Source organism: Vibrio hyugaensis (assembly GCF_002906655.1).
Taxonomy (GTDB): Bacteria; Pseudomonadota; Gammaproteobacteria; order Enterobacterales; family Vibrionaceae; genus Vibrio; species Vibrio hyugaensis.
Genome location: NZ_CP025794.1, coordinates 725919 through 750698 on the forward strand (window position 1 = coordinate 725919; position 24780 = coordinate 750698).

Consider the following 24780-nt stretch of genomic DNA (forward strand, 5'->3'; position numbering starts at 1 on the left):
ATCACTTATTGAGTATTTGTGCTCAGTCTAACCCAAACCCTAAGCGGATAAAACATTGAGTTAAATCAGACTATTGATGGTTATTTTAGTTCATTAATCGAGAATAATACTCAGCTCTCAACCATTACGGTGTTTAATTGATATGTTGTTTGTGCCAAGTTTTAACCGGAGCTCAAACACCTGTGAACCGTTACGCTGTATTGTGTCTCGACAACAATCCTATCAGTGCCGAGCAGTTTCGATTGGAGTTGTCCGCTTTCTCAAGCAAGTTTGACATTCTCTCTGTCGAATCCATAGAAGAAGCGCAGAGCGCACTGGAGTACCTAGAAGAAAGAGAACAGACCGTTGCTCTCGTCATTGCGAGTCACCATACACACTTTAATGGTGTTGATTTTCTTATCGGTTTAGACCGAAAACCTCACACACAAAGCGCTCGAAGAATACTGATCAGTTGCTCGTCCGATATTGAAGCTATTTTAACGGCAGTAAACGAAGGTCGTCTTGATCACTGCTTAACCAAACCCTTGCCAGACAAAGTTCTATTCAATACAGCCCAAAAAGAGCTCACCCAATTTATCCTACGCCACGATAAAGAAGATTTACTCAGCTATAGCCAAATACTCGATCAACACAAGTTACTACGCGCGCACATTGAAAACCAGATGAGTAACTATCAAGCTGGCTTCTTGAATGATTACCATGCCCTCTCTGATGGTGAACTAGCAGAGCAAGTCATTACTGCACTGCAACACTTCTTTGCTCAAAATGACGATAGCGAAGCCTGTCGAACCTACTCCCCTGAACACTTACTGACGGTCGAGGGAGAGCCAAACAGCTTTCTGTGGTTTATCACCAGCGGTGAGGTAGCACTTTATAAGAGGGATGAACTTGGTATGCAGCGTGAGGTCGTTCGCCACTCAAAAGGTAACATCATAGGCGGCATGTCATTCGTTACTGGGGAAAGCTCCTTCTCTACAGCTTTAACACTGACCAAAACAGAAGTCATAAAACTGGATAGAAACGTGTTCCGTAAGGTTATGCAGAGCGATTCCAACTTGCTACCGCTGTTTACCAATTTGCTTCTTCGTCACTTTAACCGCCGATTACAACGCAGTATCAATACTAAGTTACAACTACAAAAAACTTTAGAGTCGCTAGAGTCTGCGCATCAACAACTGATCGAACGCGAAAAAATGGCAATGCTCGGCCAACTTGTGGCAGGTGTCGCGCACGAACTCAATAACCCGATTGCAGCCATATTGCGTGGCGTTGAAAATCTAACCCATACGCTAGAACACTTACTCACCAAACTCCCAACCCACGACATTCAAGAAAAAGGCGTAGAACTGCTCACCCATGCACAAAGAGCCAAGCCTGCCTCAACAGCAGAACTTAGGGAACGAGTGAAACAACTCAACCATTCCCTGCCCGACCGCGCTTTAGCGAAAAAAGTGGTCAATCTGGGATTAGAATCAGACTTGACCTTCATCGATAAGCTCAATCGCCAAGAATCGGTGTCACTGCAATCACTGGGAACGTTAGAACAATATCACCAAGTAGGCGCATCACTTCGCTCGATTAACGTCTGCGCCGCCCGCATTGCCGACATGGTTAAGAGCTTAAAAGGTTACGCTCGTTCAGATGATGAAACACTGCACTATGCCGACCTTCATGAAGGCATAGAAGATACATTGGTCATCTTCGAGAATCGCCTCAAATTACATCAGGTCACGACAGATTATGCGAGCTTGCCCAACACTTTGTGTCAGCCTATCGCATTACAACAAGTGTGGACAAACCTCATTTCCAACGCAATTGACGCATTCCCAGAAAAAGGGAGACTCAGCATTCAGTCGCAACGAATCGAAAAAAACCATCAGCCTTATGCTGTGATTTCGTTTAAAGACAACGGATGCGGCATTCCAGAACAACAGAAGAAAGCGATTTTCGAACTTAATTTTACAACAAAGAAAGAAGGTAACTTTGGCTTAGGTATCGGGCTTTCAATTTGCCAGCAAATAGTGGCAAGCCACAATGGTTGGATTGAAGTGGATTCAGAGTTGAACCATTTCACCTGCATGAAAGTTTGGTTACCTATCACATCAGAAGGAGATAAAACATGACGAAATATCTGATTTTGTGCGTGGATGACGAAAGAGAAGTCTTGGATAGTGTCCTTCAAGATCTCATGCCCTTTGAAGATAACTTTGTTGTCGAGGGTGCAGAATCTGTCACAGAAGCGAAACAGGTGATAGAGGAAATGACCGACGAAGGCGTTCGTTTGGCCCTCATTCTTTGCGACCATATAATGCCAGAACAAACTGGCATCAGCTTTTTGATTGAGTTGAGTCAGAATAGCAACACTCGATCTGCACGCAAAATTCTGCTCACAGGACAAGCCGGGCTCGAAGATACCGTAGAAGCGGTGAACCACGCCAGTTTAGACTACTACATCGCAAAGCCTTGGAAAGGCGAAGCGCTTCGAGAGGCGCTTGTGTCGCAACTGACTGCTTTCATGATAGAAAATGACGATAACCTTTTATCATGGACTGCAATTCTAGATTCTGAAGCCATTTTGAACGCTATGGCGAAACGACGCAGTAGCTTTGGTGAATAACCCCTCCCCATAGAAAACGCGGACAGATAAAGAGAATCTGGCGCGTTTTTTGCTGTTAAGTTGGCACAATTGAGTCAATTGACAAAACATCGACACATTTTTGTTGGTCGTAGACCTTCGTTTTTATTATGATGTCGAACAAATCAGATTAAGGTTCAAGTGGTTACTTGGATCCATGGAACTATAAGACAAGGTTTATCGTTAGTTATGCGTAAAACACTATTAGCCGCTGCCCTTTTGTTGGCATCTAGCCAAGCTCTAGCTGCGAACGATTACAACGCTCCAGCAACAATGAGCAACTTTAGCTACGACTACATGGAAGCTCGTATCGGTGCAAGCCCAGTAACATTCGGTGCTGGTTTCAGCAAATCAATTCACCCAAATGCGCACATCATTGCTCGCATCGATTCTGAATTCGATGGTGATTTCGATTCAGCAGCGGGTTTTGGTTTCCACTCGCCACTAAATAACTGGGCTGACCTAACAGGTGCAATGCTAATGCGTGTTGTACAGCCTTCAAACTCAAGCAGCACAGATGTTGGTATGGAACTTAACCTTGGCATTCGCCAATGGCTTGGGCCTCAACTAGAAGTGGGCGGTAAAGCGGGTTACGTATCTATCGATAACGATGACGATTGGATCGGTTCAGTATACGCTCGTTTCCACTCTACAGAACTGTTCTCTCTAGGTGCTGAAGCGCGAATTAATGATTTCTATGGTGATCAAGTCATGTTCACTACTCGCTTCAAGTTCTAGTCTCAATTTGATTGAAACGTAGCTGGAGCAAAAAACAAAAACCGAGGCATTAACCTCGGTTTTTTGTTCTTAACATATTGACTCGTTGCAATGACTAACTCGAATGAAGTGGCCAAAAGCTTCCAACTTCCTTTTGTCGCTTTCAACGCTCACTTTAATGACTCGCTAACTTCATCCTAAACGAGTCAATCATTATGAAACTAAATAAACTTACTCACACATCGCCAGCAACTGTTTTTTGCGTGGTTCTTGAATGAGTTTCCAGTGAACACCGTCGATCGCGCCAGCAAACTTCCACAATAGTTTCACATCAACATCACTCCCGTACGCAACTCGTACTTTGTTGAATACTTCTACTGGGCCAAGTTCCAAAAACGTTTCTACGTCATCGATACCAGCTTTTTTCACCATACGCTCTAGCGTCAATTGCATGTTTGGTAGATCACGCAGACGTCTACTGGCTGAAGACTTTTGGTATTTACGTTCCTTAATTGAGCAGTCTATAGATTTTTGTAACAGCTCATCAAGACCAGCAAAGCCAGCATCGAATAAATCTGTTACATCGTAATAGTTAACTGTTGCCGTCGTTTGTTTTTTGACGTGCTTATATTTTTCACAGTTAAGTTGAGTAAACTCTGCGTCGAGTTCGTCGCCGCCACGCAAATAACAACAGTCGTTACTTACCAAGGCAAACATAGCGTCATTGCTGAATAAACCAATGCCGCCGAACATTGAACGTTTTTGATACTCACTAAAATTGCTTACATAGTTAAAAAAAGCTTGGTCTGTCATGTCCATTGACCTCTTTAATCTGAATAAATTACCCCGATTAGCGATGTCACCAGATGAACAGCAGCTTAGTGCGAATTATAAAATGTCGATATGTTGGCGATATTTTTGTGAATTGCGCTCACCAACTGCCTTAATCATACTTAACGTTGAAAAATAAGTTAGGATCTATGTCACATATGCCAAAGTACAAATTCAACATACGTGATTAGTTTCACATTTACCCATCCTAAACCGATATTTTTTTGACACAAGCACTGCCAAAAACTGAACGCCACGGTGATTAATACAGCAATTGCGAGAGTGAAATAGGTATTTAATTGATAACTAACATACTGTGAGGGTACACTGTACGAAAGCTCTCTAGCACAGCGTCGTAATGGAACATCTATCATTTTTTTGGCTACCCAATAACAAAGATAAGCTTATAAAAGCATTGGAATCTGAGTTCGCTCAGCTGGTAGAACAATCTATCTCTACCGGTAAAATATCCCTTCCTCCTATCCCAGATGTCGTACTCAAAATTCAACAGCTTTGTACTGAAGAAAACACCACGATTGCCGACGTTGCTAACGCACTACTCGAAGACCCAGGCCTTGCCGCTGTGGTTGTTCGTGTCGCTAACTCTGTTATCTTCAACCGTCGCAATATAACCTGTAACGATCTCATCACTGCGGTTTCTCGCTTAGGCATTCTGAGAGTAAGGGATATTGTTACTGCACAAGCGATTGAGCAACTCAAGCATTCGGTTAATTTAACTAAAGAATGTAACGCAATCTTAGTGAAGAGTGCTGCTGTTTCTCGTGAACTCGGGGCAACAATGGTGTTAGTGGTTCAAGAATTTAGAAAGCACGAACCTGCGACCTACGGACATTTGGAGCAAGAGAAAGCCTTACTCGTTGGCTTGCTTGCAGATATCGGTTTGTTCTGTCTTATTAATGAATACCACTTGTACCTCGATAAAGGGAATTACCTCGATTCTGATATTGCTTTGCAAATATTCCAAACTCGCTGCTCTGCAACCAGTAAACTCGTGCTTGAGAAATGGGGCTTTGATAATGACTTCCGTGAAGTGTCTTCAAACGAAAAATATCAAGCATCTCGTCCAGAAGTTAGCTATTTAGACATTGCTCGTATCGCTAACCATCTACTAATGTTCCGAAATCAGGATGAGCGAATTGAAGAACACGAAGTAGAATTTAATTTAACTGGTGCAGAAGTCTTGTATGAACTCAGTAATATGAGTGATACTGACTTCCAGAGTGAAATTAAAGAAGTTCTCAGTGCTAGCGGCCTTTAATCTCCCAATACATCAAATCCAGCCACGTTAAAGCTCAAATAGTGTTTTGATTCGTTTATACGTGGCTAAGTTATTCTGCTTACCTCATAAAGGAATCATTGAGTTTTATGTTCTCAGGGATGCTATTTATCTTCGCCCCATTGGTGGTGGGCTATTTAATTCCAATTTCTCGAGCTTCGATGTTGGAGAAAATCAACAAGTCGACCTCATACCTCATTTACGTCATTCTTTCTTTGATGGGTTTGAGCCTTGCGGCATTGGACAACCTTGGTAGTAATTTACAAACTATTCTTCTTTACGCTGGCACATTTTTCGCCTGCCTGAGCGTATGCAACCTACTCGCTTTACCTTTGGTCGATAAGCTGCTTCCTTTGCAAACCGATCAGAATCAAAAGAAACTTCCTCTTTCGTCAATGGCTTTAGAGTCAATCAAACTTGTCGTTGTTGTGGGTGGTGGCCTAGTTGCTGGCTTGTTTCTTCCTATTGGTTTGTCTTGGGTGGACACAGCGAGCGAGTGGATTTTATTCCTTTTGCTTTTCTTTATCGGCATTCAACTACGCAATAGTGGTTTGACGCTTAGACAAATCCTACTCAACAAGCAAGGTATGGCGATTGCGACAGTGATCATTGCAACGTGTATGCTTGGCGGCGTAATTGCTGCAATGATTTTGGATCTTCCTCTTTATCAAGCTTTGGCGATGTCGTCCGGTTTTGGCTGGTATTCACTTGCGGGTATTTTAATGGGAGATGCCTTTGGGCCCGTATTTGGCGGCGCGTCTTTCCTGATTGAATTAATGCGTGAGTTGGTTGCGCTGGTCGCTATTCCCCTGTTTATTCGCAGCTACCCTTGTACTGCGATTGGGTATGCTGGTGCAACTGCGATGGACTTTACCCTACCAGTTATTCAGACCACAGGTGGTGTTCGTTGCGTACCTGTTGCCATTGTTAGTGGCTTTATCTTGAGCTTATTAGTGCCAGTGATGATGCTTTTCTTTGTGTCACTTGCTAGCTAGATCTCAGGAATTTTCATTAACATCCATTACAATACGGCAAAAATTCAAATACCCAAGTAACGTCAAAATGCTCAATTCTAAGAGAATTTTCTGGTTTACCGTGCTGCTATCGGCCATTTTACTTTTTAATTCTTGGTTCGGTGACCAGTGAAAGAGCATCGCATGGTGCTTATTGGGGTTACGAAGGGAAAACAACCAAAAGGAAGAACAATGAAACGCTTTGTCGTTGCAGCGCTCCTCGCTACAAGCTCAACTTTTACTTTTGCTGCTGATCAGCAATGCTTAGCTTCGAAGTACGATGGTTATGTCGATGCCTCACTTCAATGGTATCAAGACCTCGTTGACTTAACTGTCTCTCAGTATCCGGATTTAAAAGAAGTCAGTCAGTGGTTCTTGGATGGTCGTAAACACCACTTCGAACTCAACCGTGAAGCAGTACATTATTTTCTAGAGAACGATCCAAGCCGTGTTGCAACAGAACAACCAGTAGAGGCTTGGCTTAAGCTTGAACAGCATGATGTGAAGCAACTTGCGACTCGCAGTGATGACCTTGGTCAGGCAGCACAAAAGACGTTCAGCGATCGTCAATCTGCTAACCATCCAAAGAACTACGACCTACGCTCAGCGTTTGCTGACTTGCTAAGCCATCCAAAACAGATCGATTCTGCGCTTAACAAGTATAATCAATCAATTGCTAAGATTGAAAAGCAGAAGTGTGAATAAACCCCGCCTAAAGTTTCATTTCAGCAACATGGGTTTCAATAATTAAAACGGGACTTTGCGCCCGTTTTGGTTTAGATTGTGCCGCTCGCATTACCAAAATAACTACAAAGATTCTTTGCTATGGTTAAGGAACAAAAAACCGCTGACGTTAGCTTCGAGAGCTTGTTAAAGATCTTCACGATTCCTGAAGGTCCAGATTCCACGTTGACGAAAATTGATGAAAGTCTTTCCCAAAACTTAAATCAATTCCTTCGTGAACACATCGTGGCAGAAGAAAAGCCTTTACGTGAAATCGAGAAAGACTTTTCTTCTGCTCAGATTCCTGAGCAACCTGAGTTTGTATCAGACCATACCGAGCACCTTTTAGATACCTTGGTATCTCACTCGGTTCACACCTCTGCACCAAGCTTTATTGGTCACATGACTTCTGCCCTGCCGTATTTTTTAATGCCGCTGTCGAAAATCATGATTGCCTTGAACCAAAATTTGGTGAAGATTGAGACCTCAAAAGCTTTCACTCCACTAGAGCGTCAAGTGCTAGGCATGCTACACAGCCTTATCTATGGTCAGGACGAAAAGTTCTACCGTAAGTGGATGCACAGCGCCAAACATTCTCTAGGTGCATTTTGTTCTGGCGGTACCATTGCCAACATTACTGCGCTTTGGGTTGCTCGTAACAAAGCATTGAAAGCAGATGGTGCATTCAAAGGTGTAGAGAAGGAAGGCCTTTTCAAAGCGATGAAGCATTATGGCTACGAAGGTCTTGCGATCTTGGTATCAGAGCGTGGCCACTATTCACTTAAGAAAGCTGCCGATGTCCTTGGTTTAGGCCAAGATGGCTTAGTTGCCGTCAAGACAGATGCAAACAACCGTATTGTTGTCGATGACCTTAAGGCAAAAATCGCGGAGCTTGAAGCACAAAACATTAAGCCGATAGCTGTTGTTGGTGTTGCAGGTACAACCGAAACGGGTAGCGTAGACCCCCTAGCCCAAATTGCCGAAGTTTGTGCGCAGCATAATTGCCACTTCCACGTGGATGCGGCTTGGGGTGGTGCGACACTAATGTCGAACAATCATCGTCATCTACTCGGTGGCGTTGAGCTTGCTGATTCAGTCACGATTGACGCGCACAAACAACTGTACATTCCTATGGGTGCAGGCATGGTTCTGTTTAAAGATCCTGACGCAATGAAATCCATCGAGCATCACGCACAGTACATACTGCGTAAAGGATCGAAAGATCTTGGCAGCCATACGCTTGAAGGCTCTCGTTCTGGAATGGCGATGCTGGTTTACGCAGCCATGCACATCATTAGCCGCCCAGGTTACGAACTGCTTATCGATCAGAGTATTGCAAAAGCGCGCTATTTCGCCGATCTCATCAAGCAACAAGAAGATTTTGAACTGGTCTCTGAGCCTGAACTTTGTTTACTGACCTATCGCTATTTACCAACTCACCTACGAGCAGCACTGGAAAAGGCACAGGGCACGCAAAAAGAAAAATTGAACGAACTGATCAACCAGCTCACTCAATTTATTCAGAAGCGACAACGCGAAACTGGTAAATCCTTTGTCTCTCGTACTAGGCTGAATCCAGACCAATGGCAACGTATGAATACCATCGTATTTCGTGTTGTGCTGGCGAACCCTCTAACTACGAACGACATATTGAATGCTGTTCTTGATGAGCAACGTGAAATTGCTCAACAAGCACCAAGCTTGATGGCTAAGATTGAAGAAACTGTCGAAGACATTCTCAATTCTTAAGCGCCAATGTGAGTTACATCAAATTGAAAATTTCTTTCTTTTTGGTGTAACTCAAACATCATTATTGTGCCACTAGAGCAACATACCTTCGATCCCACATCCAATTCTGTAGTTTTTACAACATTTTGTTTGAGGCTTGTCAAATTCTCACGAAATAGTAACCGTATTTGTTTTAGCCAGATAAAGGATCGGGTTTATACTGAATTTATGGCGCTGGTCGTTTTCGTTAACGCCCCTCTCGACCGAGAAACTTTGTGTTTCTACCCGTTAACAGAGCCAGCGAGTTGTTCTCTATACCCTCGTGAACACTATGAATACATTAGAAAAAATTCAAAAAAATCTGGAGAATTTCAGTAAATCAGAGCGCAAAGTTGCGGAAGTAATTATGGCGTCTCCACAAACTGCAATTCATTCAAGCATTGCAACGTTAGCGAAAATGGCTGACGTGAGTGAGCCAACTGTTAACCGTTTCTGTCGACGTCTGGATACCAAAGGTTTCCCAGACTTTAAATTGCACCTTGCGCAAAGCCTTGCCAATGGCACGCCTTATGTAAACCGTAACGTTGAAGAAGACGACGGTCCTGATGCCTACACCCATAAGATTTTTGAATCGACAATGGCGTGTTTGGACGTAGCGAAGAATAGCCTTGACGCGATGCAAGTGAATCGTGCCGTGGATCTCCTTACTCAGGCAAAGCGTATATCATTCTTTGGTCTTGGCGCTTCTTCTGCGGTTGCGCGGGATGCACAAAACAAATTTATTCGCTTTAACATCCCAATTACTTGCTTCGAAGACATTGTAATGCAACGTATGAGCTGCATTAACTGCAGTGACAACGACGTAATTGTTTTGATTTCTCATACCGGACGAACCAAGAGCCAAGTTGAGATTGCGAATCTAGCTCGTGAGAACGGCGCAACTGTTATTGCAATTACAGCCAAAGATTCGCCACTAGAGAAAGCAAGCTCACTGGCGATTACATTAGATGTACCGGAAGACACTGACGTATACATGCCTATGGCCAGTCGTGTAGTTCAAATGACCGTCATTGATGTACTTGCAACGGGCTTTACGCTTCGTCGTGGTACTGGGTTCCGTGAGAACCTAAAGCGAGTAAAAGACGCGCTAAAAGATAGCCGTTACGACAAGCTAAGTCAGTACTAATAGAGATACGAAGGGGAGCTTAATTGCTCCCCTTTTTTTAGTACAGATAACCGCATTCGCTATCTCAGTCAATCGTTGACACTAGAGAGATCTGAGTGTGATTCAAGAATTTCAACTGAACTAGCATGAAGCTTGCTTTCTTCCATGCATTCCCCGCTACAATCGCACACTTGACGTAAGATATAGACTAATCGGTCTTGATTGAGCGGAAGAGGATTTCCTTTAATAGCAACGGACATGAGGGCGTCATCGGCCACTTGTTCAAAAGAGGTTTGGCAAACCCCAAACTTACCAAGATGAGGCAACTCAAGTTTATCGAGCACCATTTTCACCCATAGCACACCGTCATGTTCATTAGCATTCGTTCTATCCGTGACAAGTTGTGCCAACCTCCTATAGCGACTGATCACATCCGCTCTGCCCGCTTGCTTTGCTGCCTTTATGTTCTCTTGCATTACGTGCGGCGCCAACCTTGCAGTAATCACACTATGGGGGGCATCTAACTTTCCACCTAATGCCGAAGCTAAACCATGCGCAGCACCTAGTTTAGCATTAGTAATCGCCATACCTCCCAACAAGGCTGCGAAAGACAAATCTGATCTCGCCTTATGATTATCTTGCTTACAACCAGCTATGACAGAGCGGCTTAGACATCTGAGACCTTCTTCGCACACCATGTCAGTTAAAGGGTTAGGGTCACCGCAGACATACGCTTCCATCAAATGAGTGAAAGCATCCATCGCTCCCCTTCCAGATGTGTATTGATCCGTACCATAAGTTAAGGTGGGATCCACAATAGCGACATCCGCTAACATCTCCGGACTGCGTAAACTAACCTTGACTTGGTCTTGCCCAGATTTGAGCACTGCGTTACGAGTCACTTCGGAACCTGTGCTTGCCGTGGTAGGGATAGCAATAAAATGAATCGGTTTGGTTTTTAGTGGGACGTTTCGACCAACAACTTCAACGTAGTCATACACATCCCCTTGATTTGGGATAATAGCAGCGAGCGCTTTCCCCATATCAATCACGCTGCCTCCCCCAATGGCAACGACTATATCCGGCTGAAACTTTCGTCCTAGAATGGCAGTTTCTTCCACCATGGTGATATTAGGCTCACCATTTATAGCGACATGCTGATAACGCATATTCTGCGCTTTAAGATAATTAATGATCGGTGTGGCACGTTGCGTGTCTTTACCTGTCACCAGTAATACGCTGTAGCCAAATTGATTGATTACAGACAACGAAGATTGAAGCGCCCCTTCGCCGAAGATAATCCTTGTTGCAGTCATAAACTGAAACATACACTTCCTCCCCAAAACAACAACTCACACTAGATTGCTATGCTTTGCGCAAAAAAAAGTTGACCGAGTGCACCTTGCCGCCATTAACCCTTCAAAATGTGTGTTTTTATGCGTCACTTCACAGAGTTATCTAAGCCCAAAGATCGATTAACTTTTGTTCTAAAAGTGACTTTTCTTGGCTTTAAGCTTAGTGCGTGTTTAGTTTTTATACGATAGATTTCGCCTATCGAAACAAGAGGCATTTGCTGCTTTATTTCCGGTTCTGGATCGGGCATAGTTGTCCCAACATACGGGAGCGAATCGCAGCATTGACGTTTTCGTTCGCTTTCAATAAGAATAGATTTAGGAGAAATAAGATTATGTTCGTAGTTATCTTTGGTCGCCCTGCATGTCCTTTCTGTGTACGTGCTAAAGAGCACGCTGAAACACTTAAGGCAAAACGTGATGATTTCAACTACCGTTACGTAGACATCCACGCTGAAGGTATTTCTAAAGCTGACCTAGAAAAAACGGTTGGTAAGCCAGTGGAAACCGTTCCTCAAATCTTCATCGACCAAGACCACATCGGTGGTTGTGATGACTTTGAAGCTTACGCAAAAGAGCACCTAGGTCTATTCGACGAGTAATTCGAATAACTGAATTTTAAAAAGCCGCTAGTAGCGGCTTTTTTATTATGTATTCAAAATGTTATTCCCTTACGTCAAGTAATAGTAAAACCTAAAAAAATTCACTTATCTTTTTGCTATATTTAGTTACAATTCGCAATTCTTAATCTTTTTCTTTGGCACACACTTTACCGAGCCACACAGTGAACATAGACGTCGTACATCTTCTTGAACAAAACCCCATTCTTCTAATCTTCGTCGTATTAGCAATTGGTCTTGCCATTGGCAAAATTCGCTTTGGAAAGCTGCAGTTAGGCAACTCTATTGGCGTGCTCATTACCTCGCTTATCATGGGACACCTCGGCTTCTCATTTAACGCAGAAGCGCTAACGATTGGCTTTATGCTGTTTATCTACTGTGTAGGTATCGAAGCTGGGCCTAACTTCTTCGGTATCTTCTTCCGAGATGGTAAGCATTACTTCATTTTGAGCATGACCGTGTTGGTTTCGGCTGTCGGCTTAACTTATTTCTGTAGCCACTATATGGGGCTCGATTATGGTTTATCTGCTGGTATGATGGCAGGTGCGCTTACTGCAACACCGGTGTTAGTAGGAGCTCAAGATGCGCTAAACTCCGGCCTAGCAACCATTCCGCGCAACATGGATTTTTCGCTGGTATTAGAAAATCTATCTGTGGGTTATGCGATGGCTTATCTGGTGGGTTTGATCAGCATGATTATGTTCGCCAAGCTATTACCTAAACTGCAAAAGCAAAATCTCTCTGACTCAGCCCAACAAATCGCACAAGAACGTGGGTTAGGAAGTTCGAGTCAACGTAAGGTATATCTGCCAATCATTCGAGCCTACCGTGTAGGCCCTGAGCTGATTGATTGGACCGATGGTAAAAACCTACGGGAACTGGGCATCTACCGTCAAACCGGTTGTTACATTGAACGTATTCGTCGTAACGGTATCCTTGCCCACCCTGATGGCGATGCTATCCTGCAAGAAGGTGATGAAATTGCACTAGTAGGTTTTCCAGATAGCCACGCGCGTTTGGATCCTAGCTTCCGTAACGGTAAAGAAGTATTCGATCGCAACCTACTCGATCTTCGCATCGTTGAAGAAGAGATCGTCGTAAAGAGTGACGCTATTGCAGGCAAACGTCTGTCAGATTTAAACCTATCTGAGTTTGGTTGTTTCTTGAACCGAGTCGTACGTGCTCAGATTGAAATGCCGATGGACTTAGACATCGTTCTTGCTAAAGGTGATGTTCTGCAAGTCAGTGGTGAGAAAAGTCGTGTGCACGGTCTTGCTGAAAAAATCGGTTTCATCTCGATTCACAGTCAAATGGCAGACCTATTAGCATTCTGTAGCTTCTTTATTTTGGGCATTATGTTTGGCTTGGTAACCATGACGTTTGGACAGGTGTCGTTTAGCCTCGGTAATGCGGTTGGTCTTCTGTTATCCGGTATTACACTGGGCTTCTTACGAGCTAACCACCCCACTTTCGGTTACGTACCGCAAGGGGCATTGAATATGGTCAAAGATTTAGGTTTGATGTTCTTTATGGTCGGGATCGGTTTGAGTGCGGGTGGCAAGATGTTCGAGCACTTGACTCAAGTTGGTCCACAGATCATCGGTTTGGCCTTTATCGTCAGCGTTGTGCCTGTTGTTCTTGCATACCTAGTTGGCGCTTACGTGCTTAAGATGAACCGTGCCCTACTCTTTGGTGCCATTATCGGTGCTCGTACATGTGCACCAGCAATGGACGTAGTGAACGAATACGCGAAGTCGACTATTCCTGCGCTTGGTTACGCAGGTACATACGCGATCGCCAATATTTTGATGACCTTAGCCGGTACAATTCTGATTATTTTAAGTTAATGTCTTTGAATGAGTGTTGCTGGTTAGTTTTAGGTAGTGCTCATGACTCTATACAAAGCTTTAAGACACAAAAAAGGCGCTCAATGAGCGCCTTTTTCAATTCCGTTAGAAACGATTAGATTTGTGTGAAATCTGTTTCTACTGCTGGGTTCACGTCTGCTTCGTAATCCACACCGTCAACACCAAAGCCGAATAGCTTCAAGAACTCTTCTTTGTACTCAACGTAGTCAGTTAGCTCTTTTAGGTTTTCAGACGTGATCTGTGGCCATAGGTCACGACAGTGTTGTTGGATGTCTTCACGCAGTTCCCAATCATCCAGACGTAAGCGGTTCACTTCATCTACTTCTGCAGCGCTGCCGTCTTCTTTGTAAAGACGTTGACTGAACATGCGGAAGATTTGTTCCATACAACCTTCATGTACGCCTTCTTCGCGCATTTTCTTGAATACCATTGCGATGTATAGAGGCATTACAGGAATTGCAGAACTTGCTTGAGTCACTACAGACTTAAGTACCGCTACGTTTGCGCTACCGCCGGTTGCAGAAAGCTTCTCATTTAATGCTGCTGATGCACGATCTAGGTCCATTTTTGCTTTACCTAGTGCGCCATCCCAGTAGATCGGCCAAGTTAGCTCAGTACCGATGTAACTGTACGCTACCGTCTTACAACCATCAGCAAGAACGCCTGCATCTGCAAGTGCATTCATCCAAAGTTCCCAGTCTTCACCACCCATTACGGTCACTGTATCTTGGATTTCTTGCTCAGTTGCTGGCTCTACGCTTGCTTCGATGATGACATCTTTGTTGGTATCAACGGCAGTAGATGTGTAAGTCTCACCAATAGGCTTAAGCGCGGAACGGATGAGTTCGCCCGTTTCTGGCATTTTACGTACTGGAGAAGCCAGTGAGTAAACCACCATATCTACCTGACCAAGGTCTTCTTTGATCAGATCGATTGTTTTCTGTTTTGCTTCATTTGAGAACGCGTCACCGTTTAGGCTTTTCGCGTATAGACCCTCTTCACGAGCTAGCTTTTCAAATGCAACAGAGTTGTAAAAACCTGCTGTACCTGGCTTCTTCTCTGTGCCTTCTTTTTCGAAGAAAACACCGATAGTTGAAGCACCGCCACCAAATGCCGCAGCGATACGAGAAGATAGGCCGTAGCCACTTGATGCACCCACAACGAGAACGCGTTTTGGAGCGTTTTTAATTGGGCCTTGTGCTTTAGTGTAAGCAATTTGTTCTTTTACGTTAGCTTCACAACCCACTGGGTGCGTAGTAGTACAGATAAATCCACGAATTCTAGGTTTGATGATCATATTCAACTTCCTTTAAAAAACGTTGCTAGGATAAAAGGTTCAGCCCTACTTCGCACCTAATTTCTGTAAAAATGCTGCGAAAATGCAAGTGGTTGGAGCACTCACAGCATCATTTATGACCGACAGAAACAAATAAGCACCTCGGCTGAGATGCTTATTTCTAAGATTTTAGTGTGGACGTTATGCCGCTGAATTCAAATGCGATTTCTTCGTGGTCACGTTAGTACGAACTTCTGAGAAGTCATGGCTAAAGTGGTCAACTTGAATTGCTTTGTAACGCAGCTTATCCGCCGCCATAATTTGATCAATTTCTTGCTCGGTTAACACATCCGCTTCAAACGCTTGCTGTAGACGGTCATGTAGCAGACCTTTACGCGCGACTTTGCCATCTTTCGCCGCTTTCATCAGTTTGCGCTCCAATGGTTTTACGTCATACATGGCTAGGAATGCACGCTCCATCAAACCCACACTGTCGTCTTCGTCCTTGCCGATGTAACAAAGGTGAGTCAAACGGTCACGCTGAGCGCCTGGGGTCATCATCGCTTCTGCTAGACCAACACATAACTCATCACTCGGGGCTTTGAAGTGGTTACCAAGTGGGAATAACAAGCCTTTAAGCACACCACCTACGTATTTCACAGGGAAATTTGAGTATGCTTTATTCAATGACTTAGATGCATTGTATAAACAGTGTTGTACGGCGTAATGGACAAAGTTCAAGTCACCCTGTTGTCGACCTTCATCTTCGTACTTCTTCAACGCCGCTGATGCCATGTACAGGTAGCTTAGCCCATCACCCAAACGCGCAGAGATCATCTCTTTACGTTTTAAACCACCGCCAAGCGTCAGCATCGCAAAGTCAGCACTTACGGCTAGCGCACGGCTTAGGCGAGTGATGTCCTTGTAATATTGCTGTGTTGGGCCGCTCATGTGCGCCTTAACAAAACGAGAGCCAGTTAGTGCAGCGCCAAGTGCGCCAAAGGTATTACCCGTTGCATGCTTAATGTGCTTAAACAGTAGGTCATCGAACTCTTTCGCGCCTTCTTTAGCATCTGGGTTGGCTGCTGCTTCCATCTCTTTTAGTACGTATGGATGACAACGTGTCGCACCTTGCCCAAAAATCATTAAGTTACGAGTCAGAATATTTGCACCTTCAACAGTGATCGCCACCGGAATGCCTAGATAATGTTTCGCTAGGTAGTTCATCGGACCATCTTGAATCGCACGCCCCGCATGGATATCGAAAGAATCGTTCAGAATAGTACGGGCCATTTCCGTCATGTGGTATTTAGCAATAGCTGTCACGATGCCTGGTTTCTCTTTCATATCAAGAGACGTCGTCGTCAAAGTACGTGTTGCTTCAAGTAGATAAGTTAAACCACCAATGCGTCCCATCGCCTCAGCGACACCTTCAAATTTACCGATGGACATACCAAACTGTTTACGGACATATGCGTAAGCGCCTGTGGTTCGTGTGGTAAGGTGACCGATCGCGGTGCCGAGCGCGGGAAGGGAAATACCACGGCCTGCCGACAAACATTCCACCAACATACGCCAACCTTTACCCGCGTACTCTGAGCCACCAATTAGCCAGTCCATAGGGATGAACACGTCATTACCACGTGTTGGGCCGTTCATAAACGCAGAACCGAGCGGATCGTGACGCTCACCAATTTCCACACCTTCGTGATCAGCAGGAATCAATGCACAGGTAATACCCACATCTTTCTTGTCGCCAAGCAGGCTATCCGGGTCTTGAAGTTTGAATGCGAGACCAAGAACAGTCGCAACAGGTGCTAGGGTAATGTAACGCTTGTTCCAACTAACACGGATACCAAGAACTTCTTCACCCTCGTGCGTGCCGTAACAAACTACGCCTTGGTCTGGAATACCGCCTGCATCTGAGCCAGCTTCAGGGCCGGTTAAGGCAAAACATGGAATATCCGTACCGTCAGCGAGACGTGGTAGCCAGTAGTCTTTTTGCTCTTGAGTACCATAGTGAGAAAGTAGCTCACCTGGGCCAAGAGAGTTTGGCACCATGACTGATACGGCTGCGCTGATGCTTCGTGTGGCAATACGAGATACGATGGTTGAGTTTGCAAGTGCAGAAAACTCTCGGCCGCCGTATTCTTTCGAAATGATCAGAGAGAAGAAACACTCTTTACGTAAGAACTCCCAGACTTCAGGTGGTAGATCACGGTCATCTTTTACGATCTGCTGATCGTTTAGCATTTCAAGTAACGTCTCAAGTTCATTGTCCATGAAGGCTTGTTCTTCAGACGTCAGTGCTGGTTTTGGGTAGTGATGAAGCGTTGTAAAGTTAGGCTTGCCAGAAAACAACTCGGCATCCCACCATACACTACCGGCTTCCATTGCCTCTTTTTCCGTACTCGACAATGGTGGCAGTACTTTCTTAAACATTTTAAATGCTGGGTCACTAATCCATTTTCTTCGTAGAGAGCTCATAGTTCAGATCCTTTTGTTCACATCACCGCTCGCGGCTTTCACTTTTCTTTTTTATTGATTTAATCAGGTTTACTTGGCGGACATGCCTGCCGACAGGTATGGAATCAGTAGGTCGACAACAGACTTCGCATCGACGTCTTTTTGGAATTTACTTTCCGCAATTTCCGTTAGTGCTTGGCTAGATGCCATGGTGAAAACACAAGTCCCAAGGGTAAAGTGTAATCGCCAAAACAGCTGTTCTTCTGTTAGTTCAGGGTTTGCTTTGCCTATGGAGAACATAAACAACTTCAGCACTTCGTCATATCTGGTGCTGATAAACCAACGTAAATGCCCCTGCACATCGGTGTAACCACGCCCTATTAACAACATAAACAAGGCAGTACCGTTTGGTCGCACATCATTTAACGCCCGTAAGGGTAAGCGTAACGATTCGAATACCTCATCCATGTTGTAATCGTCACGGGTGTTTAGCTCTATCAGGGATGTTTTAATGCTCGGCATTAACGCTTCTAAATAGCGGTCTAAAACGGCTCTAACGAGCGTCTTTTTATCGCCAAAGTGGTAGTTCACCGAAGCAAGGTTTACGTTCGCCTTACCAGTAATGGTTCTTAGCGATGTGTCATTGAAGCCGTATTCTGCAAATAGTCCTTCTGCTACATCGAGTATTTTTTCTTTTGTTGTACTTCTCGGGGCCATTTCAATCACTCGTATTAAACAACTGTTTGAAATATACTCTCGAAACGACAGATTAACAAACGATTAACATCACATTTTCAAGCATTGGTCTGACCAGGCATAGAAAGTGCAGGCGTAAAGGAATGAATTTAAAGCGAATATTATTTTGTGAAAAAAACTTCTAAAAAAAATGGAACTGAATGGAATTAGCTCGGTCTGAATTACTGTAACAACTAGGGCATTTAAAGTTTTTCAGGCCGTCAAACTTGTTTCTTTCTGGTTGTTACATTGCTGCTTTTTCTTATTAACTCCTATGTTTGTATCCGCCCAGATAAATTTTCTTCTGGGCTTTTTTTCATCTGTCGTTCCCCGCTATGCACTAACAAATAGTAAATCCAAGATATAAAAAAAACCTCTCAATTGAGAGGTTTTCGTATTTCAAATTGCTGCTCTAAACGCGGTTCGCTTTAGTATTCCTCAACAACCTCTTCTGACGCCTGCTTTGGCAACGAGAAATGCAGTAACGCATAGCCAAGTACAGCAGCAGTGGTAGAGCCCATCAGGATGCCTAGTCGAGCATAAGTGTCAAACTCAGGACTCACGTTTGCAAATGCCAATGATGAGATGAAGATAGACATCGTAAAGCCGATACCACACAACACTGACACCGCAAAGATATGCATAAAGTTCACGCCTTTAGGCAGCTTAGCAATACCTAGTTTCACTGCAGCCCAACTGAATGTGAAGATACCCAGCGGCTTACCAACCAACAGACCCAGAGCAATACCTAATGGCAGCATTGAAGTCAGACCTGACATCGATACGCCCTCTAATGAGATACCAGCGTTTGCGAATGCAAATAGAGGAAGAATACCGAATGCTACATATGGGTGAAGTGCATGCTCCATGTGTTTTAGTGGAGAGTGTTCGCCCTTCTTACCTTTCAGTGGGATAGCAAAACCGATCACCACACCTGCCAATGTTGCATGGACGCCAGATTTCAGAACCGCGAACCAGAGAATAGCACCAACGATCATATACGGCGTGAGCTTAGTTACACCTTTTGCGTTTAGCATAAAGAGCAAGCCCGTCATCGCAAAACCAACCAACAATGCCATCGTTGATAGGTCACCGGTGTAAAACAACGCGATGATCACAACAACACCAAGGTCATCAATGATTGCGAGTGCAAGCAAGAACACTTTCAAAGCAATTGGTACACGTTTACCCAATAGCGCCATGATACCAAGTGCAAATGCGATATCTGTCGCCGCTGGAATTGCCCAACCAGAGATCGCTTCAGGGTCGCCAGCATTGAAAGCAACGTAAACAAGTGCAGGAGCCAACATGCCGCCAACCGCAGCAATTGCCGGGAAGATTGCGGTTTCTTTCGATTTTAGTGCGCCTTCAAGTAGCTCACGCTTTACTTCAAGGCCAATAAGTAGGAAAAACACAGCCATTAGGCCGTCGTTGATCCAGTGAGACACTGACATACCAAGTACATAAGTATGCAGCATTGCTTGATAAGTTTCGCCAAGTGGTGTGTTAGCAATGGTCATCGCAATTGCTGCCGCAATTACCAGAAGAATACCACCAGCGGATTCCATTTTGAAAAAGTCACGAATGACATCGTTCATGATTTCGCCCTTATATTTATTATCTTAATAAACGATTAACAAAGAATGATGAGAGTGTATAGCTGCTGAAAATTTTAGAATAATCGCTTGTTCAGAGTATAAACTTCGATTTTTCCGATGTATTCTTTACGACACATCGTATTTTTCAACAAGAACATATAAATTTACAAGACCTGACAATCTCCCTATAAGTCTATGTATTCACATAGATTACTATTAACTTAGTATAATATGTGACTGATTTTCGTGATTAACATGCAGTTTTACGACGAAAACTGCGTGTTTCAACGACAAAAAAGCCACCTTTGATGAGGTGGCTTTCTGTTCTTTTTAGTAACCGGTGAGTTGCATAAATCCCCACGCCTCATTGGAACCCGATGCGAGTATCGGTCCTTCCCAATAAGGGATCACAAACGGAAGCCACATGTCCGATTTTATGATTCTCGTCGTCAAATTGATGTTGTGCTCGGGGACATTAATGATCCATTGCAGCGGTAGCCTTCTTCCGTTTGATAAGCCAGTGACCTGCAAAGGTGTCATGGTTAATTCTTTCTCAGTTAAGTTGATCACCTTACCGGAACGTGTCGCTAAAGTGCCAAACAGATGGGGAACCTGTCCATGATGACGATAGCGACTCACCGTAAGTGCTCGTCCATCATCAAGATTGAAAACAAACCAGTCCCAGCCTTGTTGTCCTTCACCGATTAGGCCACTACCCCACTCTTTTTGCGTCCACGCAGCCCCTGTCACTTCAATATCCCGACCATTTAAGGTTAGGTTGCCTTTTACATTTAAGAAAGGCGCACTGAAGCTAAAGGATGCGACAGATTGGAGCGCGTGCTTAACTTGAAAGCCTTTATCGCCATTCACGACGAACGGGCCGCTAGTAGTGGTATTTAAATCCATACCAAAGGTATCCGTTGTCACCTCTAAGTTACCCGGAAAGGGCGTAGAACCTAACGCTCGCCACGTCCAATTATCTATCCACAGACGGAACGGGCGATTCGTCATTCCAGCTTGTCCAATTCCACCACGCGCCACTCTTTGTTCTTTCCATACTTTAGAGCCATTGCTAATCACAATATGGGAGATAAAAAGCTGTGGATTTTGCCAACCTCTGGTATCACGCTCATCTGTTGCAACTCTAAAGTAGCTCCATTGAACGTTGTAAACCTTGCCATGCTTATCTTGTAATTTGGCAAAGTAATTCCACCATTCATGTTGATAATCTGGATGGAAGCGAAAATCCTGAGGAAGCGAGACATGTTCATCTGGCAACACTGGTTCAAAGATCGTTTTGCTTTCTCTTTGTAGTACTGCGCTAATGTCACTCTCTTTCGTTGCCGTCGCTTCGGCCCAATGCGTGAAATACAGCGTCGCACCCGTTAATGCAATGAAAGCAATAAACACCAACACTGATATCGAGAAGATCTTTTTCGGCTTCATATTCTTCGTCACAGAGCATCCCTCAACGACTTCATCGGAGTACTCTTAATCATTCTGATCACTGGCAATGCCCCCGCGATCATGATGGCAAACATCGCCCAAGCAATCGTCTGAACATACTCCCAAGGGATCGTTTGCAACTCTAAAGACCAGCCAAAAGATTGCTTAATAATGATATCAACAATCAAATGTGCCAACGCTAATCCGAGAGGGACGGCAATAATGGCGGAGATCATACCAAAAGCAAACAACTGTAACCCACCAAGGAGGACAAGCTCTTTACCCGACACGCCCATACAACGAAGTAAAGAAAAGTGCCTTTGCCGTGAAAATTCGCCAGCAAGGGTGGCAAAGAACAAGCCAAACACAGCAATAATCAACGTAATGTTGCCTAGTGTGCCTGCAATCGCAAAGGTGTGGTCAAACACTCGCATGGCTTGGTTATAGATATTGTTGTTGTCGAAGACTCGGTCTTGTGACAAGCGGAACACGTTTTCTAAGCGACGTTTCAAACCTTCGCCATTCACATTATCTTCAAGTAAAACACCAAGCCCCACGTTGCCCGAACCAGCAAAGGCATACAGCCAATTTCGATGCGACATCATTACTTGGTTATATGGATTCCCGTAATCGTAGTAAACACCGACGACTTGCCACCCTCCACCTAGTGGCGGCTGAAGATCGATATAGTCGCCAGGACGAATATCGAGTTTCAACGCCATGGATTCACTCACCATAAGACTCTTTGAGTGATGTAAGTGATACCAATAATTAGGCACGCCAAGTTTTACCGTTAGTGAATCAAGTTCTCCTTCCGAAGCACCAGTGCTCACCACTTGAAGTGCGCCACGTTCTGTAGGGACGTCTTTTTCCCAACGCCACCAAACGGCATCGACTTCAGGTTGTTCTTTTAACCAAGCACTCATGCGAGCTGCTGAGTTGTTCGTAGGGTAGATGTAGATATCTGCAGCAAGACGTTGGCTCAACCATTTGTCGGTCGTATCACGGAAACTGCCTACCATGGTCTCAACACCAATGTTCGCCGCAAGTGCCAGCATAAAGGCCATCGTAGCAACACCTCGGTAACTCATGCTTGCCGCCGCATCAGCGAAGAACCAACGGACACGAACCCAACGTAGGGAATAAGAAAAGCTTTGGAACATATGCCACATAAAAAACGGCATAAACAACGCAACACTGATCAGCATTAATGCAATGATCGCAAATCCCGATTCTTGCGTTCTCGGTGCTTGGTAAACCGCTACCGCTGCCACACAGAAAGCGCATGCAGCAAACGCCTGCCAAGAGAATTCACGTCCAGCAAAACGCATGAGTGATAAGCGCGAAGAGAGACGGATCGGTTGAGACTTCAGCAGACGAATCAAAGGCCACAAACAAGAAATCAACGCACCCAATGCCGACATAGCCAAGCTGTACAAACTGGATTCCCACGACCAACCAATGGTTAGACCTACATTGGCATCGTATAAATCACTTAGGCTAGATGACACCGCAGGGATAAGCTCATTCGCTAAGATCAAACCGAAGAAGTTACCACAAGCCCATGCAACTAAGACAAGAATGGTCAGTTCCAGCATCAATGCCTGTGCTAACTGCATACCATTCACACCTGTCTGACGAAGAATACCCACCAAACGCTGGCGTTGAATAAAAGACAAAGACATTGCTTGATAGAAGATAAACAGGCCAACGAGGAACGATAACATCCCCATCGCTGTCAGATTCATATGGAATGCTTTAGTCAGTGACTCTAATTCTGTGCGGCTATTGCGAACAAGCGTCATACCGTTGGGTAGCATGTTTTTTAGCGCCAGAACTTTTTCTTCTGGCATTTCACCACAAGCAATAGCGGACAAGCCTGAACTGCGCTGTAGCATTCTTAACAAAGAGATATCGGTCACTAAACGTGTGCCGGAAAGCAAATTGTCGCTGTCCACCTTTAAAGGCCCAAGTTGGCTACCATCATTAAGCGTAATGAAGTCACCATCACTCCATGACATATGTGAGGCTAAATCTTGGCTGACTAAGATTGGATACGGCGGCTTCATTAGCGTTAGCATTGGAAGGTCTTTTAACGATTTACCTTGCTGTAGCGGCAGCAGTGCGACTGGGTCAATGCCAACCAGCATCAAGTTCATGTCTGCTTTGGTGTCCAAATGAAGGACATCGAATGGCGCACATTGGTTAAAGCCAGCCCGACGAAGCTGGATATAAAAGCCTTGCGGAATTTTGTTTGCGGAGTGTTTAGTGCGAATACGGTAAGGCAAAGGGTTGGAAAAAAGTTTCTCACCGGTTTCGTAGCTTTGTTTAGCATGTTGGTTAATTGAAGTCACACCAACAAGGAGCGAAACTCCAAGGGTTAAACCAAGCCAAACAAGAATAATTTGAAGTGGATAACGACGGTAATGACCGAGTAGCGCCTTAACTACGGGCCATAACATGCAGTTGCCCTCCTTGAAGACGGATACGGCCTTCCATGTGCTCAGCAACCTTTTCACTGTGCGTAACCAACAACAGAGTACATTCAAGCTGACGAGCTAAACTGGTCAATAAGCGCATTACCGCTTCAGCATTTCGTTCATCTAAGCTACCAGTCGGCTCATCGGCGAGCAGGATCTTTGGTTCCATATACAGAGCACGGGCAATTGCAGCACGTTGCTGCTGACCACCAGACACTTCTTCAGGGTAACGACCTAAAAGCGGCATAAGATCGAGAGCAGAAAGAATTTGGCGCCACAAGCCTTTGTCTTCTGGTAAGCCTTTTAATTGGCGGCAGAAGCGGATGTTGTCAGCGATATTCAAGGTGGGAAGCAGGTTGAACTGCTGGAAGATATTACCAATGTTGTTGCGGCGGTAGAGTGTTCTAAGGTGTTCAGGTGCGCTATGCATTGCAAAGCTTGGGTATTGGATCTCGCCCGAATCGGCAGTATCAAGACCTGCGATAAGGTTAAGGAGCGTACTTTTCCCCGATCCACTTTCACCCATTAATGCGACTTGTTCACCTTGTTGTAATGTTAATTCTGCCCCTTGTAGTACAGGATGAAACTCTCCCCCGTCTACATAGCCTTTACATAGGTCTGACAGTTTTAACATTGATTTTGCCGCTCAAATGGTGTTTAAAAATTGGAATCAGAATCTACACTAAAATCCTGTTGGTAGGAAGTATTTTGAATAGTTGATCACACTATCAGAGTACAAATGCAACTTGTCTCGCGACCCTTCCTAAGCATCGATCAAATTTTTCATCCATTTCTTGCTCGCCATGCGGTGTGGGCATGTCCCCCACTTC

General features: G+C 44.5%; 19 protein-coding genes. 10 read left to right on the forward strand and 9 right to left on the reverse strand.

The features are described from left to right. Window positions 1–182 precede the first annotated feature (182 nt). From C1S74_RS04030 to C1S74_RS04040, 3 genes are all read left to right on the forward strand, one after another. A complete protein-coding gene (locus tag C1S74_RS04030; protein WP_045402225.1) occupies window positions 183–2123 on the forward strand; it encodes an ATP-binding protein in 1941 nt (646 codons plus the stop codon). Continuing rightward, entirely contained in the window at window positions 2120–2617 is a 498-nt protein-coding gene (locus tag C1S74_RS04035; protein ID WP_045402227.1) for a response regulator, read from the forward strand. Before C1S74_RS04030 ends, C1S74_RS04035 begins: the two co-directional genes overlap by 4 nt. A 207-nt stretch (window positions 2618–2824) precedes the next feature. Next, window positions 2825–3373, forward strand: coding sequence for a hypothetical protein (locus C1S74_RS04040; protein ID WP_045402229.1), 549 nt, complete (start codon window positions 2825–2827; stop codon window positions 3371–3373). 210 nt (window positions 3374–3583) lie between these two features. Here C1S74_RS04040 and C1S74_RS04045 read toward each other — a convergent pair whose 3' ends face one another. Further along, window positions 3584–4171 (reverse strand): TfoX/Sxy family DNA transformation protein, encoded by a 588-nt coding sequence (locus C1S74_RS04045; RefSeq protein WP_045402230.1) that lies wholly within the window; start codon window positions 4169–4171, stop codon window positions 3584–3586. Between the two features lie 370 nt (window positions 4172–4541). Here C1S74_RS04045 and C1S74_RS04055 point away from each other — a divergent pair, with 370 nt between their 5' ends. The 5 genes from C1S74_RS04055 (at window position 4542) to C1S74_RS04075 (ending at window position 10130) form a co-directional block, all read left to right on the forward strand. Then, a complete protein-coding gene (locus C1S74_RS04055) occupies window positions 4542–5462 on the forward strand; it encodes an HDOD domain-containing protein (protein ID WP_045402232.1) in 921 nt (306 codons plus the stop codon). 107 nt (window positions 5463–5569) lie between these two features. Beyond that, window positions 5570–6475: a LysO family transporter gene (locus C1S74_RS04060; RefSeq protein WP_045402233.1), complete on the forward strand. Its 906-nt coding sequence runs from the start codon at window positions 5570–5572 to the stop codon at window positions 6473–6475. Between the two features lie 210 nt (window positions 6476–6685). Further along, window positions 6686–7198, forward strand: a complete 513-nt coding sequence (locus tag C1S74_RS04065; protein ID WP_045402235.1) for a hypothetical protein — start codon at window positions 6686–6688, stop codon at window positions 7196–7198. A gap of 120 nt (window positions 7199–7318) precedes the next feature. Beyond that, window positions 7319–8965: a pyridoxal-dependent aspartate 1-decarboxylase PanP gene (panP, locus tag C1S74_RS04070; RefSeq protein ID WP_045402236.1), complete on the forward strand. Its 1647-nt coding sequence runs from the start codon at window positions 7319–7321 to the stop codon at window positions 8963–8965. A gap of 310 nt (window positions 8966–9275) precedes the next feature. Further along, window positions 9276–10130, forward strand: coding sequence for a MurR/RpiR family transcriptional regulator (locus C1S74_RS04075; RefSeq protein ID WP_038868710.1), 855 nt, complete (start codon window positions 9276–9278; stop codon window positions 10128–10130). Window positions 10131–10198: 68 nt separating this feature from the next. On the opposite strand, the gene C1S74_RS04080 is transcribed toward C1S74_RS04075, so the two are convergent. Beyond that, window positions 10199–11437 carry an iron-containing alcohol dehydrogenase gene (locus C1S74_RS04080; RefSeq protein WP_045402237.1) on the reverse strand — a complete coding sequence of 413 codons (1239 nt, stop codon included), beginning with the start codon at window positions 11435–11437 and terminating at the stop codon, window positions 10199–10201. 359 nt (window positions 11438–11796) lie between these two features. Here C1S74_RS04080 and C1S74_RS04085 point away from each other — a divergent pair, with 359 nt between their 5' ends. Together C1S74_RS04085 and C1S74_RS04090 are read left to right on the forward strand one after the other, a co-directional pair. Continuing rightward, window positions 11797–12063 carry a GrxA family glutaredoxin gene (locus C1S74_RS04085; RefSeq protein ID WP_008077635.1) on the forward strand — a complete coding sequence of 89 codons (267 nt, stop codon included), beginning with the start codon at window positions 11797–11799 and terminating at the stop codon, window positions 12061–12063. Between the two features lie 182 nt (window positions 12064–12245). Then, complete coding sequence (locus C1S74_RS04090; RefSeq protein ID WP_045402238.1) at window positions 12246–13928, forward strand: aspartate:alanine antiporter; 1683 nt, start codon at window positions 12246–12248, stop codon at window positions 13926–13928. A gap of 115 nt (window positions 13929–14043) precedes the next feature. On the opposite strand, the gene fabV is transcribed toward C1S74_RS04090, so the two are convergent. From fabV to C1S74_RS04125, 7 genes are all read right to left on the reverse strand, one after another. Beyond that, entirely contained in the window at window positions 14044–15246 is a 1203-nt protein-coding gene (gene fabV / locus C1S74_RS04095) for an enoyl-ACP reductase FabV (protein ID WP_045402239.1), read from the reverse strand. 180 nt (window positions 15247–15426) lie between these two features. After that, entirely contained in the window at window positions 15427–17712 is a 2286-nt protein-coding gene (locus tag C1S74_RS04100; RefSeq protein ID WP_045402240.1) for an acyl-CoA dehydrogenase, read from the reverse strand. Window positions 17713–17781: 69 nt separating this feature from the next. After that, on the reverse strand, window positions 17782–18408 hold the full coding sequence (gene psrA / locus C1S74_RS04105) for a TetR family transcriptional repressor PsrA (protein ID WP_038868716.1): 627 nt from the start codon (window positions 18406–18408) through the stop codon (window positions 17782–17784). Between the two features lie 446 nt (window positions 18409–18854). Next, window positions 18855–20024 carry a Na+/H+ antiporter NhaA gene (gene nhaA, locus C1S74_RS04110; RefSeq protein ID WP_045402241.1) on the reverse strand — a complete coding sequence of 390 codons (1170 nt, stop codon included), beginning with the start codon at window positions 20022–20024 and terminating at the stop codon, window positions 18855–18857. Between the two features lie 330 nt (window positions 20025–20354). Beyond that, window positions 20355–21470 carry a lipocalin-like domain-containing protein gene (locus C1S74_RS04115; RefSeq protein ID WP_038868755.1) on the reverse strand — a complete coding sequence of 372 codons (1116 nt, stop codon included), beginning with the start codon at window positions 21468–21470 and terminating at the stop codon, window positions 20355–20357. 8 nt (window positions 21471–21478) lie between these two features. After that, window positions 21479–23932 carry an ABC transporter permease gene (locus tag C1S74_RS04120; protein ID WP_045402243.1) on the reverse strand — a complete coding sequence of 818 codons (2454 nt, stop codon included), beginning with the start codon at window positions 23930–23932 and terminating at the stop codon, window positions 21479–21481. Next, complete coding sequence (locus C1S74_RS04125; RefSeq protein ID WP_005428554.1) at window positions 23913–24584, reverse strand: ABC transporter ATP-binding protein; 672 nt, start codon at window positions 24582–24584, stop codon at window positions 23913–23915. The genes C1S74_RS04120 and C1S74_RS04125 overlap by 20 nt, the downstream gene beginning before the upstream one ends. Window positions 24585–24780: the final 196 nt, after the last annotated feature.

Coding starts and splice junctions, on each gene's coding strand:
- C1S74_RS04035 (WP_045402227.1), top strand. CDS start 2,120: ATGACGAAATATCTGATTTTGTGCGTGGATGACGAAAGAGAAGTCTTG.
- C1S74_RS04040 (WP_045402229.1), top strand. CDS start 2,825: ATGCGTAAAACACTATTAGCCGCTGCCCTTTTGTTGGCATCTAGCCAA.
- C1S74_RS04080 (WP_045402237.1), bottom strand. CDS start 11,437: ATGTTTCAGTTTATGACTGCAACAAGGATTATCTTCGGCGAAGGGGCG.
- C1S74_RS04045 (WP_045402230.1), bottom strand. CDS start 4,171: ATGGACATGACAGACCAAGCTTTTTTTAACTATGTAAGCAATTTTAGT.
- C1S74_RS04100 (WP_045402240.1), bottom strand. CDS start 17,712: ATGAGCTCTCTACGAAGAAAATGGATTAGTGACCCAGCATTTAAAATG.
- C1S74_RS04115 (WP_038868755.1), bottom strand. CDS start 21,470: ATGAAGCCGAAAAAGATCTTCTCGATATCAGTGTTGGTGTTTATTGCT.
- fabV (WP_045402239.1), bottom strand. CDS start 15,246: ATGATCATCAAACCTAGAATTCGTGGATTTATCTGTACTACTACGCAC.
- C1S74_RS04120 (WP_045402243.1), bottom strand. CDS start 23,932: ATGTTATGGCCCGTAGTTAAGGCGCTACTCGGTCATTACCGTCGTTAT.
- C1S74_RS04060 (WP_045402233.1), top strand. CDS start 5,570: ATGTTCTCAGGGATGCTATTTATCTTCGCCCCATTGGTGGTGGGCTAT.
- C1S74_RS04085 (WP_008077635.1), top strand. CDS start 11,797: ATGTTCGTAGTTATCTTTGGTCGCCCTGCATGTCCTTTCTGTGTACGT.
- nhaA (WP_045402241.1), bottom strand. CDS start 20,024: ATGAACGATGTCATTCGTGACTTTTTCAAAATGGAATCCGCTGGTGGT.
- psrA (WP_038868716.1), bottom strand. CDS start 18,408: ATGGCCCCGAGAAGTACAACAAAAGAAAAAATACTCGATGTAGCAGAA.
- C1S74_RS04125 (WP_005428554.1), bottom strand. CDS start 24,584: ATGTTAAAACTGTCAGACCTATGTAAAGGCTATGTAGACGGGGGAGAG.
- C1S74_RS04065 (WP_045402235.1), top strand. CDS start 6,686: ATGAAACGCTTTGTCGTTGCAGCGCTCCTCGCTACAAGCTCAACTTTT.
- panP (WP_045402236.1), top strand. CDS start 7,319: ATGGTTAAGGAACAAAAAACCGCTGACGTTAGCTTCGAGAGCTTGTTA.
- C1S74_RS04075 (WP_038868710.1), top strand. CDS start 9,276: ATGAATACATTAGAAAAAATTCAAAAAAATCTGGAGAATTTCAGTAAA.
- C1S74_RS04055 (WP_045402232.1), top strand. CDS start 4,542: ATGGAACATCTATCATTTTTTTGGCTACCCAATAACAAAGATAAGCTT.